A 20,421-nucleotide genomic window follows, 5' to 3' on the forward strand; every position below is an offset into this window, starting at 1 on the left:
GAGTGTTCAATAGCAAGTATTTAGTAGCAAGTATCAAGAGGGTATTCTGTTTGAAAATTGATTATTGTTAATTGGTCATTGATTATTGTTCTATTGCGTTTCGTAAAAATGCAACTAATGGCTGTACTGTTTTAAAAGAACTTATCAACTTATTAACGAGGTTTGGCTGTAAAAATTCTTCATCATCAATTTTTGTGGTGGCCTCGAAGCTTTTAAGCTTTAAAAATTCGATGTTTGGATCTGCCGGATCATAACCTTTAGGTGCATTTTTTAGTGCATTATCAAAACCAAGTTTAAAGTTTTTCTTAAAATCCTTCCCGTTGATAATTTCTTTAAAATCGCCTATATTATAATCTATCTCCTGCCTGATCAGTTTTAAGTGCGGCGCATCAGGCATCCAGTATCCGCCGGCAATAAAGCTTTTCCCAGGCTGGATATGCAGATAATAACCCGGTTCGTTCCCTCCTTTGCTTTTGGCCGAAAACCAGATACCAAAGTTGTTTTTATAGGGATCTTTATTTTTACTGAAGCGAACATCACGGTAAATGCGCAAAAGACTCTTTTTAGGATCTGCCTCTGCCGAAAGTAATGGATCTGCCTTGGCCAGTTCGGGGATAAGTGCGGTTACCAACGCCAGTACATCTGCTTTTGCTGTTTCGTAAACACCTTTATTGGCAGCAAACCATTCGCGGTTGTTATTTTCCGCAACGTCTTTTATAAAGTTTAGGGTTTCTTTTTTTAACATTGCTAAAAATTGAAAGATTATATTTAAAATGGTTGATAGTTCATGGTCAACAGGTCAAATGCCCATCAAACTGTTTCAACAGTCAACCTATACCTCTTGACTTCAGACTCCCGACTTACTTATCGTAATATGGCTTATATTTAATGTTCGGCGATAAAACATGGAGCAGTATAATTCTCGAATAGCGATAGTTAAACGGATACAGGATAAAACAACCTGCAAAAATAACAATCAGATAAGGCCAGAATGTTTCATCTGTAAGTGGGCCGAAAATCAAATAGGTAATGAAACTAGCAAAGAGCATTTCGATTACATTCATCGCATAACTTACATACATCGCTGCATAAAAGTAACCCGGTTCAATCTCTATCCGTTGTGCACAATGCCCACAGATTTCTTTGGTATGCTGAATGTTCCAGCCATACATACTGCCTGTAAAAATATCTCCCCTGCGGCAATGCGGACACTTACAATGTACAATAGCGTAAAGTTTTGAAGTAGTTTGATCAGACATACTTTTAATTTAAATTAAAAGGTTCCTTTTTCATATTAAGGTGGATATTCCTTTTACGGTATTTTTTATACCAAACCACACCAACAATAACAGCCATTAAATAGGGAAGAGATAAAAGATACAACACACCTGTATTCAAGCCTGCAGTTTGTGTATTTCCGTTTTTAACACCTTGTTCAGCATTAATGGTACACATTGAACATTGTGCATTAACATTGGGGCTTACCACAAAGGTAAATACCAAAACAAACAGGATAAAAATTGCTTTCTTCTTCATCGTTTACAAATATAGGAATAAACGGATGTGGAGGTTTAAAAATTATGTCATAAAAAAACCTCACTTTTGAGGGTGAGGTTTTTATGAGAGGTTATAGCATTTTTTAACTTATTGGAACAAGTTTTATCGTTCCTGCGGCGTTTTCATAGTAACCATCAGGATAAGCAGCCGTTGCTGGCTTAAAGGTTAACAGTTTAAATTTAATACCATTCACTTCATATTCTTTATAAAAGTCGACACCTGTTTCAGTCACCCTTAACGAATAATTATCAGTAAGCGATTCCAAATTATTACCAGCTCCATAGGATAGCGGCACCTGGCCCGTTGCAGTTTCAAATCTAAATGAGTCAAAGCTATAATAATGATCAAGTGCATCCCTATAATTTGAGATCACTGTAGCCGGATTGGCCGGCATTGGCACCATGATAATATTATTACCTCTTTTTCTGCTTTTTAAAATTACAGAATCGGCTGTAGCTTTCATTACCAAAAACTCAATATCGCCACCATAGCCAACATCATAGTTAATAGCACCAGAAATTGCGCCAGGAGCCGCAAAAAAGGCGAAAATAGAATTGTAAGTATCAAACGTTAGTATTGGCCCGGCACCAGGATAAACTTTATAAGTACTGGTTTCATTTGTAGCTATATAATCTGCCTGAACATTTACATTGGCGTTTGATGTAAAATTCACAAAAAAGTTGAAACCACCATATTGAGCATCATCACCAGGGTAGTATTGCATAATCCAGCCATTAGGTTTACTTTTCAGAATGGTTTGTGCATTGGTAACGGCAGTGTTTAGTCGCTGTGTTGGACTTTCTTCAAATACCCGGTCTTTCTTCTTGTCGCAGGCGGCAAAGAGCAGGCATGATATTACTAATAATAAATAATAATTTCTTTTCATAATATAATAGATTATAATGATGTTTGATCAAAAGTGCCTAAGTTAGCTTTCCTGTTTACAATATTTGCTCTTAGTACATCCATATCAATGTTCCATACGCTTAACATATAATTTTTTACAACTACAAGTTTATTATTGATGATTGTTCTTCCTGCAGCTGTGCTTCCGTTAGAATTTAACAATGCATTAAATTGTGTAGCTGATAAAGTGATATAAAAAGAGTAAAGTTCAGCAAAATCCTCTTTATCAGAACTACTTGCGTAAGGAGAAATGAAACCAGCTGCTACTGCCGCACCTGTTGAAGTGTAGGTTGTATTCCAAACATCATCAACATATCCTGTTCCTGAAATTGTTCTGAAACTTGTAGGGAATTCTGTGGTTTGGTTTAGAATATGCTGAAACTCATGATGTATGGTATGAAAATAACTATCTGTTAAAAAGTCTGCATTAACACCCGTAGTTGCAGTTAACCTGTTTACTTCGTAAAGGGTTATTTTTCTGGCGCCTTCTGCGGTACCCAATACCCTTGTACCGTTGTTCCTATAAGCTGCTTCTCCTATAAAATTAATAAGTTTTGGAAAATACCTCTTAATAAAAGCTTTACTACCGGTTACATCATCGTAAGGTTCGAAGCCCAGATATTTGAACAATTTGGTTAAACGTATTGAACTGGTATAACTCGCAGGAATTAAATTATAGTTTAAATCAGACTCCTTATCCACATATTTATATAAAATGTCAACATTATAATTTAATATAAAATTAGAATAGATATAGTTATCTAATGGATTTTTCTCTATGGTTGAATCAACAAATACACTGTTTGAGTCCAACTTTTCTTTTTTACATGCACTCATCACTAAAGCGCTTGCAAATAGAACTAAATAAAATTTTGAAAATTTCATGTCTATCTTGGATTTGGGGTTAAACCAGAATTTATTACATCTTGTGGCAATTGTATTGCTCTTCTATTATCTCTAACGCTAAGGGTGTTTGTGCTTATAGTTCCAACTGCATTAGAAACTATTGTACGTCTGGTAATTTCAATTCCAAAACGCTTTACATCAAACCAGCGTAAACCGGTGTGTAAAGTTTCGACTCTTCTATAAAATAATACCGCATGAAGCATATTTTCCTGTGTACCGGCTTCAATAGGAAACTCTGCATTGAATTTCTTTTTGGCAGTAGATGCGGCAGGTGTAGAATATTCTCTTCCATTTGCCCAGGCATTAATTGAAGCCTCGGTTAAAACAGGATTCGTGTTGTAAGTATTGTTTACGAAAAGCTGCATATCTGCAATTGCCAATGCGTAGTTTTTTAAATGAATATTTGCTTCAGCCCGAGTAAGTATTGCTTCTTCTGCAGTAAATGATGTAAAAACACCGTGCGAATAACCAATTCCAGCAACAGGATCTGTATACTCAAATTGATAGGATGCATGCGGCAACAATACCTTATCTAAGTTTGCTCCCGAATAGCCATATGTTCTTATTCTATATCCAGCATTTGTAATTCCATGTGGAGTTGCAGACCTAATACTTTCTTTATCAGCTATGTATGCACCATGTGAATATCTACTTCCAGTATAATAGTTTCCAAAATTCAGTCCAATAGAAGAGGCGGGTGTGTTAATTAAAAAATTGGCTTTAATACCACTACCATTATATTCTCTGGTTATATTCGCAAAAGTTGCACTAAAAGTAGAAATATAAGCCCAATCTCTTAAATAAGCTGATGGGGCATTGTTGAAAGATGCAGTAGCATAACTTACTGCTTTTTTCCAATCTTCATCATCTTTTCCTCTGTAAAGGAATAACCTTGCAGCGAAAGCATTTGCAGCCGATTTGTTGAAATGGTATTTTGCAACATTAGCGTTGGCATAAGATGCGTCATTAATCAACGGCACACCTTCTTCTAAATCTTTAATCATAAAGTCATACACTTCAGCAACGGTATTTCTCTGATACTTAGGATTTAGTGTAGTCTCCGGCTTTGTCATATAAGTTACGCCCAAATCAGTAGTCGATTTTGTTGGAGAATAATGTTGAGCAAAAACATTTACTAATATAAAATGGCCATAGGCTCTGGCAACCAGTGCTTCACCTCTTTGCGCAGAAAGAGAAGCTGGATTACCTTGTGCTTCAATTGCAGCAAGTGCAGCATTGGCACTCGCAATGGCGCTGTAACAAGAACTCCATAATACATCTATTCCATCATTAGTAGTTTCGGTAACATCCTGCCAGTTAAATAACTGAGTTGTATATCTATCACTATAAGGATTTGAATCTCCGTAATCGTCAACGTTATCTGAAGAAAGTTCTGTTGCCATTACATAAGTACTCTGAGGGTAGGCGGAAACCAACATTTTAGCGATTTTATCGGTATTGTTTAGTTCTGCTCTATTATCTGGCAATTCATCCAAGAATTTCTTACACGAAGAAATACTTAAGATAGTAATCGCACCAATGGCTATAAATAAAAATTTATTTTTCATCTTAAATTTCATTAATTAAAATCCAACTCTTAAAGTTAAGGTGTATTGTTTTGGTAATGGTAAGGCTACCCCACCAGAATTTACAAATTCAGGATCTTGCCCATTTAGCTTTTTATCAGCATAAATAAACCATAAATTTGTAGCATTTAAACGTAGTCCTGCAGAAGCTAGTCCTATTTTAGCAAGCTTTTCTTTAGCAAAATCATAAGATAAAGAAATATCTTTTAATCTCACGAAATCACCTTTTGCAATATTTGCACTAGAATAATTATAAGAATTGTAGGCAATACGATAGTCAGCATCGTTTCTGATATACCTGGTATCCAATATTACAGGAATATTGGTTTTAAGTTCATCACCGGGAACTGTCCAGGCATCGAAAAACTCTCTTGTGTTTGCATCTAAATCTGTATAACCTGTTTTAAAGGCCGGATCTAAACGTACCACGTTACCAAATGAATAAGTAACAAAAACATTTAGTTTAAATGCTTTGTACGCAAAAATGTTTCCAAAACTTCCTAAATCTGTTGGCTCTAAAGTTCCTTCATATTTAAGGAAGCTAACATCATCTCTATTTTGAAGATATACCCCAGATACTGTTTCTGATCCATCATTATTAATAAATACAGGTAAACCGTCATTCTGTAATTTAACGAAAGGAATTGAAAATAATGATCGTGCAGCATAGTCAGGAAGACCATAACCTTTTCCAGTAATCAGATCTATTACCCTTGCGTTATTTTCCGATTTTGTAATCTTATTAGTAGTATGAGTATAAATTAGACTAGAATTCCATGAGAAATCTCCTTTTTTAAGGACTGTACCAGCAATACTTACTTCAAGCCCACTCGACTTCATCTCGGCAACATTACCATATTTGGTAATTTCGCCACCTAAGCCCTGTGTATTTACAATGCCGATTAAATCAAAATTATTTCTTTTGTACCAATCTACATCTACAGCTAGTCTGTTTTTAAATAACCCAAAACTTGTTCCTAAGTTTACCTCATGTTTTTTCTCATAGGTTAGTCCAGAATTCTCTAAAGTTCTAAGTTCCAATCCGGTCTCTCTGTCCCCGGTTGCTGGTCGCCATGGATTATAGCTACCATAAATAGCCTGTGAGTTAGTTACGTAATTTGGTCCTCTATTGGCTGATAACCCATAAGAGCCTTTGAAAGATAAGCTAGAAAACGGAGTGTTTAGATCTTGAAAAAACTTTTCCTCTGTTACATTCCATAAACCAGACACACTCCATGTTGGCATCCATCTTGCAGAAGTGGCTTTACCTAACCGGTTAGATCCTTCATACCTTCCTGTTGCTTTTATGGTATATCTGTTATCATAAGTATAAGCACCCTCACCAAAAAATGCAACCTCTCTGCTTCGGGTATTTTCTACAGAAAAGTAGTTTGAATTTTCTTCTGCACCTCTTTTAAAAATACGGTAATCAGTAAAAGGAATTTCACCCAAGCCGTACTGTAAACCCCAACCCCTATTCCAGTTATTGTTCCTATTAATAGAGCTCAGTGTTGATCCAGCAACAATATCAATAGTATGTTTTTCTGCAAAAGTCTCGTTATATTGAGTAATAAAGCGGAAATCATTACTCGTCATTTTGTAGTCGGTACGGTTATATATACCACCTGATGGCAGAATTGAAACTGGCACAGCATATAATATGCTTGGATCTGTATATAAATAAGGATTAGCATCCCTGATTATGGTTGTTCCCATAGCTCGGTATGCCATTGCCTGATTAGATTCATCTTTGATGTAATGCTGTTGCGATGTTTGTTGATACCTGGTTGAGGCAAGAAAACCAAAGTTTAATGTTTTTAAGGCTTTCCAGTTGATCTCACCCTGGAATTTAACATCTGCTACATTTACATCCATATAATTATTTTCCATTTCTTTTAGAATATTAAATGGGGCATAATTTCTGGTATAAGTCTCATTTGGATCTAATGTTCTTGATGAATTTAATGCATAAGAAAAAGGATTAATATCAAAATCACGTCCTACTGTACCAAAAACTACATCTGTAGATTGGCCTAAAGTACCTGGTGCTCTTTGGTCACGGTAAGATCCGTTTGAAAGCAGCGTCAATTTCAGGTTATCACGTAAATTATAATTAGCATTAAAATTAGCGGTGTATCTTTTAAACTTACTTTGTTTAGACCATCCAGGATCAGAAATTGCACTTAAAGAAGAATAATATTGCGCTTTTTCACTTCCTGAACTAATACTAATAGAGTGATTTTGTGCGATATTAGTGCTGAACAATTCTTTAAACCAATCTGTATTTCTATATTCTGCCTCTCTCAAATAAGCATTTTTAGCTTCCTGTGTGTTTAAGAGTTGACCAGAATTGATCAGTTGATACATTTTTCCATAAACACCACTATTTGAAGCATTTGATACACTAGAATTATTTAACCAGCCCCTTTGCTCTAACATTTGGTAAACACCCATTTGTTCCTGAGAGTTCATAATGTTAAAATTATTATAGGAAGGCGTTGCTCTGGTTGTAAATTCTGATACATAATTAAAAGAACTTACACCGTTTTTACCTCTTTTGGTGGTAATTACGATAACCCCACCCATTCCTTTAGCTCCATAAATTGAAGTCGCCGCACCATCTTTTAAAATCTGGAAAGACTCAATGTCATTTGAGTTTAAACCACCAACAGCTGAACTGATTAGCGTTAAGGCATCACCAGATGATAAAGCGTCAGAACTTACGTCAGCTACATCTTCTAAAATCACACCATCTACAACCCAAAGTGGTTTAGAACTACCATAAATAGAGGTTGCTCCACGCACCCTAATTTTAGGCGCTGTACCAAATGTACCCGTAGTATTTTGAACGACAACACCTGCTACCCTACCATCTAACATCCTACTGGGATCTGGCAAACCACCTATTTCAGCATCACTTACTTTTAAATTTGAAGTAGCTCCTGTAAAGGTTCTTTTATCTACTGTAGTTCCCATACCGGTTACTACTACTTCATTTAACTGCGCTGCATCTTCCTCTAAAGTAACATTGATATTTGTTCTGCCGTTTATTGCAACTTCAATGGTTTGGTAACCAATGTAGCTAAAAACCAAAGTTGCCCGGTCGTTTACAGTAATTGTATACTCGCCGGCCGAATTTGTTGAGACGCCATTAGTTGCACCTTTCTCTTTTACACTTACACCCGGTAGTTCATTGCCATTTTTATCTCTTACCTTACCGGTTACTTTTACAGCAGCAAAATAATCTACAACTCTATCGAAGAGTGATTTTGGTACAGGTGTAATTAAAACAGTTTTGTCTTCAATTGTATAAGTTAAGTCTTTACCAGAGATAATTTTTTCTACCACCTCTTCAATAGTAGCATTGCTGAAATTGGCATTAATTGTGGTCGTGCTTTTTATCTTATTGGTAGATAATAATACATCATAACCAGATTGCTGCCTGATTTCTCTGAACATTTTTTCTAATGTTACATTCTTTTCTTTCAATGTAACCAGCTGGCCAAATGAAGCTGCACTTACCTGCATTAAAGAGGCAAGCAATATGACCGTAACTAACTTCATAATTAATAGCAATTTAGGTATGTAGCGTCGATGCGTACATAAAATTCCAGTATAAATTTTGTACATTTATTAGTCTGTTTTTTTTTTTGCGAAGCGCAATGAAGTTTGGACGCCAAAAAGCGTTTCGCTGTTATCCAAGAAATAATTGATTTTTTAATCGATTCCGTTTTACGGAGTGGCTAAACAGATATAAAAGGGGTGTTTCAGGCACTCCTTTTTTATTAATTCAGCACTGAATAGTTAGGAGTGTTGTCGAAGTTTATTCATGATTTGTTAGGTTAAAGGTTGATTAATTAGTTGTTTATTTTTAGAGATAAAGGTTAGTTATGCCTTCATCTGTTATCATTTATTCTTTATGAACAATTAATTTATTGCCCTTAATATCAAAATATACTTCCCCGGTTTTTTCAAACTTTGTCAGCATTTTTGATATTTTTTCGAAACGGCTTACTGTTCCGTAGTACATTACATCTTTTGCAGCAGGATCAGCATATTCTATTTCTACATTGTACCAACGGGCAACTTTACGTAAAATGCTTTCCTGCCTTTCATTATTAAACATAAAATAGCCCTTTTTCCAGGCTATTGCTTCATCAACATCTACTTCTTTTATGGCAATACCGGAAACAGATACCAGTGATTGTTCTCCGGGTTTAAGTACTTCGCTCTCATTGGTATTTTTATGAGTAACACGCACACTTCCTTCCAACAAAGTGGTTTTAGTTACCTTTTCATCTTTATAGCTGTTAATGTTAAAGTGCGTACCCAATACCTCAACAGCTTGTTTATCTGTTTCTACAATAAAAGGATGTGATGCATTTTTAGCGACTTCAAAATAAGCTTCACCGTCTAACTTAACTACACGCTGTTTTGCAGTTCCAATGTTTAATGAGTATTGAACTGAAGATGCTGCATTTAGCCAAACCGTAGAACCATCAGGTAACTGGATTTGCCACTCGCCGCCATTTGGGGTTGAAATGGTATTTAATCTGGTATCATTTACATTTTCAGATCCGGCAACATTATACACCAACTGGCCATCGGCAGTTTTAGTGATAGAAAAACCAGCTTCTTTGGCTATATCGCCTTTCATAGCATCTGAAAGTGAAATTTTCCTTCCATCAGCCAGAGTAAGAATAGCTTTATTTTTTCCGGGCGCTACATCAGTAGCAAAAACGTGCTCTTTCTTTTTCTGTTGAGAAAGGTAGGCAGTTAAAGAAAATGCAATAAAAACAGCAGCAGCGGCAGCCCACTTTAAACTATTCATTAAAATTCGTTTAGGCGATCGGGTTGGCTTGTCTACCGCCAGAATTTTATGGAGAACAGGATTCCATTTTTCATCCACAACATTAACAGCATGCGCTTCTTCTTCGGTAATCATTTTCACGATTTCTTCAGAAAGCAGTGATGTGCTGTTTTCGGCCAATACTAAAAGTTCTTCCTTTTCGGACTGACTTAAGGTCTTAGCTGTAAATTGTTGCAACAGATAATGTATACGTTCCATAGAGATTCTGATACTAAGAAGCAGCAAAACAAAATCAGGACTACCGGGATATTAATTTTTTTCTATTTTATTTTCAAAAAGAAAAAAACAATTGGTAAAAAGAATACAATACCGTGTTGATCGAGGTGTATACGTATCGATTTTAAGGCAATTACAAGGGCATTTTTAACCGTATTTGGAGAAATATTAAGTATTTCTGCTATTTCAGGAATAGTTTTACCATCGCGTCTACTTAATTGGTATATATTTTTCCGCTGATCAGGTAATTTATCTACCGCAATAGCAATAATTTTTGTTACCTCATTTAAATTAATAGTTTCTACAGTGTTATTATGGCTATTTTGTTGTTTGGCAGTAAATGCATCAACAACTCTATCTTCTTTTAATTTTTTACGCAGGTAACTTAAACATTCGTTAGAAACATATTTATATAGATAGGCTTTCACATTATCTACTTCAGCCAATTTATCGCGATTTAGCCAGACTCTTAAAAATGCATCTTGAATAATTTCTTCGGCAGCATCATCCGACTTGGTGAACTTAGCAGCAAAAATGTGGAGTACTGGAAGATATTTGAAGAATAAAACAGAAAAGGCCTGCTCATCTCCCTCTACGATTTTTTCTATAAGCCTACGTTCATCTTCTATCCTTCCTAGCGCCATAAATTAGTCAATTGGTATATTTACATACAAATTTTATGAATCCTTTTGTGTGATATAATATACATAAAAGTGAAAAAAAAAATGGGTTAAAGCAAATATCTTCTGTAGGCAAAATTCCTATAATCAAAAAAACCTTACATTTCTGAGTAAGGTTTTTCAAATTTTTTATCATTAATACATCTTTAGTACTGATAATATGGCGAAATCATCAAATAGACCACCACACCAGTTATAGCAACATATAGCCATAATGGAAATGTTATCCGTGCAATTTTTCTGTGACGATCAAAACGCTCGGCCAAAGCTCTCACATAAGTAACCAAAACCAAGGGAATAATTGCAATTGACAATAAGATATGTGTTAATAAAATAAAGAAATAAGCATATTTTATTACTCCATCCCCTCCAAACTTAGTAGAGGGCGTAGTCATATGGTATGCGATGTACATCACCAAAAACAATAAAGAGCAGCCTATTGCTGTTTTCATTAAATTTTGGTGCAATTGTATCTTTCCGTTTTTTATTGCCCAAACCGCAATTACCAATAGTGTGGCTGTAATCCCATTTATGGTAGCGTATATTGGTGGTAAAAAAGGCAGGGTTGGTGCATCAATGCCTAAATCTTTTAGCTTTACCACAAATAAAAAGGCTACAGCTACAGGTATAAGGATAGAAAGAATTATGATCCACTTATTATACTTTTTCTCAATCGGACTATTTTCCATGAATATTAAATCTTTTTATAATTATTATTTTGCTTCAAACCCGGACAAGAGACTTTGGACTTTTGACTAAAGACTGCAGACTAAACTACCTACCATCTTTAATATTCCTTAAATACTCCGCAATAAGTACTTTTATCTCATCTTCCAACTTAGCGTTCGCTCCTGCATCGTCGGCATCATAAATACCTCTTATGCGGTGTAAATTATCAACAAGCACTATTTTATTGCTAAATATGAAACTGCGCTTTCCATTGGCATCGTTTGCTACTATATCAAGCAGCAAGCCTTTTCTGATAAGCGGATAGGTTTGTGCAGTATCGCCAGCTAAAAAGTCCCATTTACCTTCTTTTGCTTTAAAATGAGCTGCAAAATCTTTGATCTGAACCGTATCACCAGGATCAACAGATAGGCTTAAAAATTTAACCAGGGGCTTTTGTTCATAGCCATCAGATAGTTGTTTGATATATTTATTTGCCTGTTGACTACCTGCACCTGAATAAAACAGGTTAAGCACCACAATTTTGTTCTCTAACGATTTCCAGCTAACGGTATCTTGATGTTGATTGATCAGTTTAAAATCTGGAACCTGGTGGTAAATGGTATCGGGTATCTTCTTGCCCTTTACACTATGGAAAGTTGTGGCAACAACCTTTTCACCAAAGATGGGCAAACTCTTATACCTGTTCTTTGCAAAGTGTGGCAATAAGTAAAAAAACAAAAATCCCGGTATAGCTAAAATGCTTACCAGGATTATTACCTTTTTTATAGGGTTTCTTTTCATTAATGGTTCATCATGTGGATGTTTAAAAACCCACCTTCTATCAGCATTAAAACAATAAAGTAAATAATGAAAATGAACGATACTGTTAAGGCTAACTGCAAGCCCAGTTTCTCATACTTTAAGTGCATGAAATAAGCTACAATATAAAATGCTTTTAATAGTGTTAAAACGATATAAACATAGTTACCAATGTGCTGGGTCATATATCCTTTAGGAATTAACACCAGTGCAATGATAAATTCAATTACCGTAATTAATAAAAGGATTCCAAAAACCTTCCAGATTTTACCCTTCGATAAACCTGCGTGGTCATCGTGTACGTGTTCTTCTGTTGTATGTGTGTGCTCTGACATAGAAATATTTTTATAATATGATAAATTAAACCAAATAGAAGAATGTAAATACGAACACCCAAACTAAATCTACGAAGTGCCAGTATAAACCAACTTTTTCAACCATTAAATAGTGGCCTCTTCTTTCGAAAGTTCCGTTTATCGTCATGATTAATATAATGATGTTAATTATAACACCGCTAAATACGTGGAAACCGTGAAAACCGGTGATGGTGAAAAATAAGTTTGCAAATTGTTGCGCGGCTATTAAGGAAACATCTTCAGGTTTAAGGAAAAAGTGCTTTAACTCCTCAGCAGAAGGAATGTGTCCCCACCAGAAACCATCATGGTGTAAGTGAGTCCACTCAATTGCCTGACAGCCTAAAAACATAAAACCACCAATAATGGTTGCAATCATCCAGCCGATAACTTCTTTTTTAGCACGTCTGTGACCTGCCTCTACCGCTAAAACCATGGTTACCGAACTCATAATTAAGATAAAAGTCATGATACCAACGAAAACCAATGGTGCACCGTGTTCGGCGATACCTGGAATTGATTGAAAAACTTTATCTGGAGCTGGCCATGTTAATTTAGAAAAACGCTGAGCGCCGTAGTAGATCAATAAAGATGAAAAGGTAAAAGCATCTGATAATAGGAAAAACCACATCATGATTTTACCATATTCTACCGACCACGGAGAACGACCACCATTCCATGGTCCGGTTTTAACTTGATCTAATTGTGATACTGCATTCATTTGGAAATAGTATAATAGTTTGTTAACAAATTTAACGGTTCAAAAGTAAAAAAACATACAGATATATCCATAATATATCTATAAAATGCCAAAAAATAGAAGCAATTTCCATCCTGTATTGGACTTTCGCAACTGGCAGGCTTTTGTAGCTACCAGCTAAAGCATTAATAATAAGGCCTACACCAGCAATAATGTGTAAAAGGTGCATACCAGATACCACATATATAAATGATATTGCGGCGTTATTTCCTACCAAAGTAGCTCCGGTTCTCACCATACTCCCCCAAGCGTTAAACTGCATTACACCAAAGGCAATAGCCAGTATTACGGTAATCCAGAGCATAATGCGCTGTAAGCTAAAATTAAGTTTTTTTAAAGCCCTCGAAGCCAACACTAAAGTGATGCTGCTCGCAATAATAACCAAACTAGAGTAAATAAAGGCATCGGGCAACACTAAACCGTGTCCCTTTCCTTTTGAGGCGGCGAATACCAGATAATAACTGGTAAAGCCTCCAAACATAATTGTTGACGATACGACAAATAACCAAACAATAAATTTTCTTGGTTTTGGGTCAAACGTATCCTGCATCTTTTCCATTGTTAGCACCATAAATTATTTTGCTATAAAATTTAATAATAAGCCCAGCTGTACAGCCGGGATGTAAAAAAACGAACAAAACATTACTTTCCTGGCATCGGCCAATTCTCTGCTCATTAAAAGTTTAAAAGCCAGCCAGCTAAAAATAATTCCCGCTATTAAAGATAAACCTGCAATGTAATAACCGCCAAATCCGTAAATGGTTGGCAATAAACTAACAGGTATTAAAATCAGCGTACTTAAAAAGGTAAGCAGCGCTGATGTTTTATCTCTTTTTTTGGTAGGTAATAACCTAAAACCAGCTTTTTTGTAATCATCATCCAAAACCCATGCAATCGCCCAAAAATGAGGAAACTGCCATACAAACTGGATTAAAAATAAGATTCCTGCAATATAATAATCAATTTCGTGGAACATTTCGGCTTTTAAACTACCAAATGCAGCAAGATAACCAATAAGCGGTGGTAAAGCTCCTGGAATAGCACCTACAAAAACAGCAATCGGTGATTTCCTTTTTAGCGGTGTGTAAGCAAAAGCATATAACAGTATTGAAAACACAGAAAGTAAACCTGTTTCAAGGTTTAACTTACCCAATAACCAGGTACCTAAAAAAGCCATAAAAACACCCAAAATCAATCCCTGCCCGGTTGTCATCCTACCTGCAGGCATCGGACGGTCTTTGGTTCTTGACATTAACTTATCCAAATCTTTCTCTATAATTTCGTTAAAACAGTTTGCAGCCGCAGTTACTAAAAAACCACCTGCAACCAAGATTAACCAATTTCCCCAATCAATGCTGGGAATATGGCCTCTACCTACCTGCATTTTCTGCCCGATCAAAAAGGAGATTGATGCCGAAAATACTACCGTAAACGATAGCCGGAATTTGATAAGCTTAGAAAAATCTGAAAGATATTGCTTCAATTTTCTTAAATATTATTGTTTATATGTACTTGTTCTGTAAACCAATAAGTACAGGTAAAACTGTAAACTAAACAACAGCGTAGAGAACAGAATATGTAATGCCTGCGCTGCAGGTGGAAAAGCAATATATGCTAAAGCTAAACCACTTAATAACTGAACTAAAAGCGTAATTAAAATAAACCTTGCTGTTAACAATGGAGCAGCTTTGCCACTAAAACGATCAATAACCATTTTATAAACCACACCATTGGTGATGATTACCAATATAGCCAAATCGCGGTGATAAGAAAAAACACTTCCTACCTTGGATATCCATAATGCTTTTCCACTATAGGCTAAAGACTTTGCAATTACATCAACAGCTTCCCTCACATCAGTACCCAAAACGATCTGGATAATACTAACTACTAGTGTAAAGAACAAAAACCCTTTCAGCCATAATATCCTGTACATAATTACCGAAGGTGCTTTATTTAGCTGTTTCGCATAATTGTAGGTATAGATCGATATCGCTAAAATAACCAGTGCCAAAAGCATGTGTACCGTTACTACCCATTGTGCCAGATTGGTTGATACCACTATGGAACCTAACCAGGCCTGATACCCTACTACAAAAATGTTGAGGATACTCAGCAAAATAATCCGTTTTGCTGTTTTACGGTAAGTAAAAGAATAAACAGCCGTCAAAAACAGGAATATTCCTGCTGCTACCCCAGCCAAGCGGTTTAAGTACTCCGTCCAGGTTTTAGCCGGATTAAACTCTTCGGGTATAGTAATGCTCTGATCGTGCCTGATACTATCAGCTAAGGCAACTTTACCCATGCTTTCCAGATATTTGGCAAATTTTTCATTCTTTTTCAATCTGCCTGCAACATATTTTTCTTTATAGTTAGCAGGAAGCTGTGATACATCGGTTGGTGGAATATAACGATCGAAGCATTTAGGCCAATCCGGACAACCCATGCCCGATCCGGTACTGCGCACAATACCACCGGCAAGTATAACCAATAGCGTAACTATGATGGTTATAAGATTAATTCTAATGAAACGCTGCTCTGATCTGCTGACCATATATCTATTAAGATGAAAAGGGTATCCGGATAAGCAGAAACTTAATCAGATACCCCTTTTAAAATTTTGTTTTAAGCTTAAACTAGCCCTTGTTTTCTGTTACAGGATTGGCTAGCTCCCAATCTTGCTGGATTTTTTCTGCTTCCTCATTTCCTTCAAAATCGTGAGGCAAGTTAGAGCTCATGGTTTGAGAGAAAGGAACGGTTTGAGGAATAAAATCTGCATCATGTCCTGGTTTGCTGTAATCGTATGGCCATCTGTAAACTGTTGGGATTTCTCCTGGCCAGTTACCGTGTAAATGTTCAACAGGTGCAGTCCATTCTAAAGTATTAGATTCCCATGGATTTTGAGGAGATACTTTTCCTTTAAAGATTGAATAAAAGAAGTTAAACAAGAAAGCTACCTGCGCAAGTGCTGCCATAATAGCTGCCCATGTTACAAATACGTTAACGGTTAACCATTTTTTCATGAATTCGAACTCGGTAAATGCATAGTAACGACGAGGTACACCATCTAAACCTAAGAAGTGAAGTGGGAAGAATACCAGGTAAGCTGCAATGAAAGTTAACCAGAAGTGTAAGTAACCTAATTTAGCATTCATCATTCTACCGAACATTTTAGGGAACCAATGATACACACCTGCAAGCATACCAAAGATTGCTGCAGATCCCATTACCAGATGGAAGTGGGCAACAACAAAGTAAGTATCGTGTAAGTTAATATCTAAAGATGCATTTCCTAAGAAGATACCGGTTAAACCACCAGAGATAAAAAATGAAACTAAACCAATAGCAAATAACATTGCCGGAGTGAAACGGATATTACCACGCCATAATGTAGCTAAATAGTTGAATGTTTTTACTGCTGATGGTACCGCGATGATTAACGTGGTAATCATAAATACACCACCTAACAATGGATTCATACCGGTTACAAACATGTGGTGACCCCAAACGATGAATGACAATACGGTAATACCAATTAAAGAGTAAACCATTGCATGGTAACCGAAGATCGGTTTACGTGAGTTTACAGAGATAACCTCAGACGAGATACCCAAAGCTGGCATAATTACAATGTATACCTCAGGGTGACCTAAGAACCAGAATAAGTGTTGCCATAAAATTGGAGAACCACCTTCATTTGGTAAAATATCAGTACCCATTACGATATCTGATAGGTAGAAACTTGTACCGAAGCTACGGTCGAATACCATTAACACTACCCCAGCTACAAGAACAGGGAAGGATAAGATACCTAAAATAGCGGTCAAAAAGAAAGCCCAAATGGTTAATGGCATTTTCCAAAGGTCCATACCTTTAGTACGCATGTTTAAAATTGTACTGACGTAGTTGATACCACCCATTAAAGATGATGCTACGAAAAGGACCATACTGATTAACCATAAAGTCATACCCATTCCTGAACCTGGCATTGCCTTGGCAACAACAGATAGTGGCGGATAAACTGTCCAACCACCCGATGCAGGGCCCGTCTGTATAAAGAATGATGACATCATTACCACACAAGCAGTAAAGAAGAACCAGTATGAAAGCATGTTTAAGAATGGCGAAGCCATATCTCTTGCCCCTATCTGAAGTGGAATAAGTAAATTACTAAATGTACCACTTAAACCAGCAGTTAGTACAAAGAATACCATGATGGTACCGTGAATGGTAACCAAAGCGAGGTAAAAATCGGGTTTGATACGGCCACCTTCTGCCCATTTACCTAAAAATGTTTCTAAGAATGGAAAGTTTTGATCTGGCCATGCCAATTGAATACGGAATAAAATTGATAAGCCCATTGCAATTACCGCCATAATAATACCGGTAATCAAAAATTGCTTGGCAATCATTTTATGATCCATACTAAAGATGTACTTTGAAATCAAAGTCTCTTTATGATGCCCATGATCAGCGTGATCGTGATTGTGTTCGTCGTGTAATGCTATTGTTGACATAATTCTTTCGCTCCTGCTTAATATTATTTATTTAAAGCCATTTGGTTAGTTTTCACAGCTGCTGAATCTTTAGCTGCTGAATCTGCTACTGATTTTACAGCTGCAGGTGCCACTGGCAAATTAAATTGTTTTCTTAAATCGTCGTTTAAGTATGTTTTCTGCTCTGCAATCCAAGTTTTATACTCGGCCTCAGAAACTACGCGTACCACTTTTTGCATATTGTAGTGACCGGCACCACAAATTTTAGCACATAAGAAAAGGTAGTTAAAGTTAGGATCGTTAGTCTCTTGCTGCATTTCTGCAGTAGTCTTTGTAGGCGTAAACTCAAATATCGTTCTCATACCTGGTACGGTATTTAACTGTACTCTGAAGTGCGGCATATAAAAACTGTGAATTACGTCTTTACTGGTCAAAATAAGTTTAACTGGTTTGCCCACAGGAAGCACCATCTCATCTGCCATTTCATCATCACGAGAGTTGATATCTTTAAAATCGATACCCAATGTGTTGGTAGCTGTAGTTAACTTGTAATTCTTATTACCAACAATTCCATCAGCACCAGGATAACGGATAGACCATTTAAACTGCTCAGAAGTAACCTCTATTTGCAATGGCTTATTGTTTGGATCTTCAACTTTAAAGAAAATAGATCTCCAGGTTAAGAAACCCATCAATACCAAAACGGTCAATACTAAAGCAGGAACGATTGTCCAGATTTTTTCGATCGTATTATTGTGTGGATAGTAGTAAGCTTTTCTTTTAGCAGAGTATTTATAGATATAAGAAAATCCGAATAATAAAATGTGTGTAACTACAAATACAATAGTAGTGATGATTAATGTTAAATTAAACATCTTATCAATTTTCTTTCCGTGCTCAGATGCTGCATCAGGAAGTAACATTGATCCATGCACTGTATATTCCCAATATACACCATATAAACCGATCACTAAAAACAGTGCAAATAAACTTGCGTGTACCCTGTTCCAGTTAATACCAACAGGCTTACCTTGTGCTTCGCGGCTTAACTCATACACTTTTATTGCTTTACCAATAATGGCAATGAATAAGCATACAGCAAGGAAAACCAGAATATAAAATATTACCGATTTATAAACCTCGCCCATATCAACCTTCGGTGCCGCGGCAGCACCTGCTGCTGCATCTTGCGCAAATACGCTAGTGTTTGCAAAAGCAGTAATCAATACTGCTAAAGCTGCGGTCGTTTTATTCGTTATAAACTTTCTTAAACTCATTTTCTTAAAAGTAGTACGCTGTACTGCTAATTATAATAATAATTAAATATTTGCTTTATCTTATCACCACTATAGTTGATGATGCAAACTTTCTTGTAATAATGGATGATTTTTTGCAATTAACGGCTTTTTGCTTAATGATGTTAAAACCGTAAAGGTAAACAATCCTACGAAACCTATTGCAGTACCAATTTCTACAATTCCAAAACCATTATGTCCTTCTTCTACGGCTCCTGGCATAATCATTTGGTAGTAATCTACCCAGTGACCTAATAATACGATGATAGAAACAAATAATAATTTTGCATCGGTCCTTTTGTTATCTCTATCCATTAATAATAATACCGGCGCTAAGAAATTCATGGCTAGGTTTAAGAAAAACCAGAATTTATAATATTCAAAACGTTTGTAGAAATATACAGTCTCTTCAGGCATGTTTGCATAGTAGATCAATAAGAATTGAGCAAACCATACATAAGTCCAGAAAATAGAGAAACCAAAAATAAACTGACCTAAGTTGTGCAAGTGGCTATTGTTAACCCACTGCATGTAACCTGCTCTTCTTAATAAAATAATGATAATGGCGATAGTTGCTAAACTGCTTACCCACATTGCTGCAAAGTTATACCAACCAAACATGGTTGAGAACCAGTGTGCTTCTAATGACATGATGGTATCGAAAGCAAAAATTGGTGTTGTAAAACCGTAAATTACCAGGAAGATACAAGCATTTTTAAAGCTCTTTCTGTAAGAATTTAACCCCCCAGTTAAATCTTCATTATATGAAAACTTAACAAACATCATTGCAAAAATACTGTAAACACCTAAAAACAATAATTGACGACCTAAAAAGAAAGGCTTATTTAAAAATACAGATTTACCGGCAATAATCGCATCATAATGTTCCGAACCTTTTTCTGCCAGGCCCTGAGTTGCCCAATGTTTATAAAGATAAGGTACACTAACACTTTGTCCATGTTCTACAATTGTATGCTCCATAAATAAACCTGCAGATACGATAGCAATAAGTATAACTGCAGCAATTGGCAATGTTTTGGCCATTGCCTGTGGTACACGTAAAATTGATGCAGACCAACCTGCCTGAGCAACAAATTGAACAGCTAAGAAAAACATTCCCGACATACAAACGCATGCGAAGTAATATCCCATAAGCAACAGGTTGGCAAAAGTACGCTCTTGAAGGCCACTTAAGAAACCAAAAGCAATAGCAGCCACACCTAAAGCGATACCAACTATACTTAATGTTTTTACTTTACCTGTAAACTCAAACTGTTCACTAAAATTAATATTGTGAGTTCCCATTTA

Annotated in this window: 19 protein-coding genes; all 19 read right to left on the minus strand. The window is 36.1% G+C overall.

What is annotated here, in order from left to right:
- Window positions 1–82: 82 nt before the first annotated feature.
- Window positions 83–745 carry a DUF2461 domain-containing protein gene (locus FFJ24_RS18265; RefSeq protein WP_138818586.1) on the minus strand — a complete coding sequence of 221 codons (663 nt, stop codon included), beginning with the start codon at window positions 743–745 and terminating at the stop codon, window positions 83–85.
- Window positions 746–860: 115 nt separating this feature from the next.
- The gene (locus tag FFJ24_RS26165) at window positions 861–1,259 is read right to left on the minus strand and encodes a DUF983 domain-containing protein (protein ID WP_168202505.1); all 399 of its coding nucleotides are present in this window, start codon (window positions 1,257–1,259) and stop codon (window positions 861–863) included.
- Window positions 1,260–1,263: 4 nt separating this feature from the next.
- Window positions 1,264–1,536: a hypothetical protein gene (locus FFJ24_RS18275; RefSeq protein WP_138818588.1), complete on the minus strand. Its 273-nt coding sequence runs from the start codon at window positions 1,534–1,536 to the stop codon at window positions 1,264–1,266.
- A gap of 103 nt (window positions 1,537–1,639) precedes the next feature.
- Window positions 1,640–2,443 (minus strand): DUF4302 domain-containing protein, encoded by an 804-nt coding sequence (locus FFJ24_RS18280; RefSeq protein ID WP_138818590.1) that lies wholly within the window; start codon window positions 2,441–2,443, stop codon window positions 1,640–1,642.
- 11 nt (window positions 2,444–2,454) lie between these two features.
- Window positions 2,455–3,348, minus strand: a complete 894-nt coding sequence (locus FFJ24_RS18285; protein WP_138818592.1) for a putative zinc-binding metallopeptidase — start codon at window positions 3,346–3,348, stop codon at window positions 2,455–2,457.
- Between the two features lie 2 nt (window positions 3,349–3,350).
- Entirely contained in the window at window positions 3,351–4,937 is a 1,587-nt protein-coding gene (locus FFJ24_RS18290) for a RagB/SusD family nutrient uptake outer membrane protein (protein WP_138818594.1), read from the minus strand.
- Window positions 4,938–4,952: 15 nt separating this feature from the next.
- Window positions 4,953–8,519 carry a SusC/RagA family TonB-linked outer membrane protein gene (locus FFJ24_RS18295; protein WP_246862652.1) on the minus strand — a complete coding sequence of 1,189 codons (3,567 nt, stop codon included), beginning with the start codon at window positions 8,517–8,519 and terminating at the stop codon, window positions 4,953–4,955.
- A gap of 346 nt (window positions 8,520–8,865) precedes the next feature.
- Entirely contained in the window at window positions 8,866–10,023 is a 1,158-nt protein-coding gene (locus FFJ24_RS18300; RefSeq protein WP_138818598.1) for a FecR family protein, read from the minus strand.
- 62 nt (window positions 10,024–10,085) lie between these two features.
- A complete protein-coding gene (locus tag FFJ24_RS18305; protein WP_138818600.1) occupies window positions 10,086–10,685 on the minus strand; it encodes an RNA polymerase sigma-70 factor in 600 nt (199 codons plus the stop codon).
- Window positions 10,686–10,867: 182 nt separating this feature from the next.
- Window positions 10,868–11,410, minus strand: coding sequence for a DUF420 domain-containing protein (locus tag FFJ24_RS18310; RefSeq protein WP_138818602.1), 543 nt, complete (start codon window positions 11,408–11,410; stop codon window positions 10,868–10,870).
- 85 nt (window positions 11,411–11,495) lie between these two features.
- Window positions 11,496–12,191, minus strand: a complete 696-nt coding sequence (locus FFJ24_RS18315) for a redoxin domain-containing protein (protein ID WP_138818604.1) — start codon at window positions 12,189–12,191, stop codon at window positions 11,496–11,498.
- On the minus strand, window positions 12,191–12,544 hold the full coding sequence (locus FFJ24_RS18320; RefSeq protein ID WP_138818606.1) for a cytochrome C oxidase subunit IV family protein: 354 nt from the start codon (window positions 12,542–12,544) through the stop codon (window positions 12,191–12,193). The genes FFJ24_RS18315 and FFJ24_RS18320 overlap by 1 nt, the downstream gene beginning before the upstream one ends.
- A gap of 25 nt (window positions 12,545–12,569) precedes the next feature.
- Window positions 12,570–13,283: a cytochrome c oxidase subunit 3 gene (locus FFJ24_RS18325; RefSeq protein WP_138818608.1), complete on the minus strand. Its 714-nt coding sequence runs from the start codon at window positions 13,281–13,283 to the stop codon at window positions 12,570–12,572.
- Window positions 13,284–13,314: 31 nt separating this feature from the next.
- On the minus strand, window positions 13,315–13,881 hold the full coding sequence (locus tag FFJ24_RS18330; protein ID WP_138818610.1) for a cytochrome c oxidase subunit 3: 567 nt from the start codon (window positions 13,879–13,881) through the stop codon (window positions 13,315–13,317).
- A 15-nt stretch (window positions 13,882–13,896) separates the two neighbouring features.
- Window positions 13,897–14,805 carry a heme o synthase gene (cyoE, locus tag FFJ24_RS18335; protein WP_138818612.1) on the minus strand — a complete coding sequence of 303 codons (909 nt, stop codon included), beginning with the start codon at window positions 14,803–14,805 and terminating at the stop codon, window positions 13,897–13,899.
- A gap of 12 nt (window positions 14,806–14,817) precedes the next feature.
- Window positions 14,818–15,876 (minus strand): heme A synthase, encoded by a 1,059-nt coding sequence (locus FFJ24_RS18340; RefSeq protein WP_138818614.1) that lies wholly within the window; start codon window positions 15,874–15,876, stop codon window positions 14,818–14,820.
- Window positions 15,877–15,958: 82 nt separating this feature from the next.
- Window positions 15,959–17,839 (minus strand): cbb3-type cytochrome c oxidase subunit I, encoded by a 1,881-nt coding sequence (locus tag FFJ24_RS18345; RefSeq protein ID WP_210419393.1) that lies wholly within the window; start codon window positions 17,837–17,839, stop codon window positions 15,959–15,961.
- 23 nt (window positions 17,840–17,862) lie between these two features.
- Window positions 17,863–19,095 carry a cytochrome c oxidase subunit II gene (locus tag FFJ24_RS18350; protein ID WP_138818616.1) on the minus strand — a complete coding sequence of 411 codons (1,233 nt, stop codon included), beginning with the start codon at window positions 19,093–19,095 and terminating at the stop codon, window positions 17,863–17,865.
- A 69-nt stretch (window positions 19,096–19,164) separates the two neighbouring features.
- Window positions 19,165–20,418 carry a quinol:cytochrome C oxidoreductase gene (locus tag FFJ24_RS18355; RefSeq protein ID WP_138818618.1) on the minus strand — a complete coding sequence of 418 codons (1,254 nt, stop codon included), beginning with the start codon at window positions 20,416–20,418 and terminating at the stop codon, window positions 19,165–19,167.
- Window positions 20,419–20,421 lie beyond the last annotated feature (3 nt).

It is taken from the genome of Pedobacter sp. KBS0701 (genome assembly GCF_005938645.2).
GTDB lineage: Bacteria > Bacteroidota > Bacteroidia > Sphingobacteriales > Sphingobacteriaceae > Pedobacter.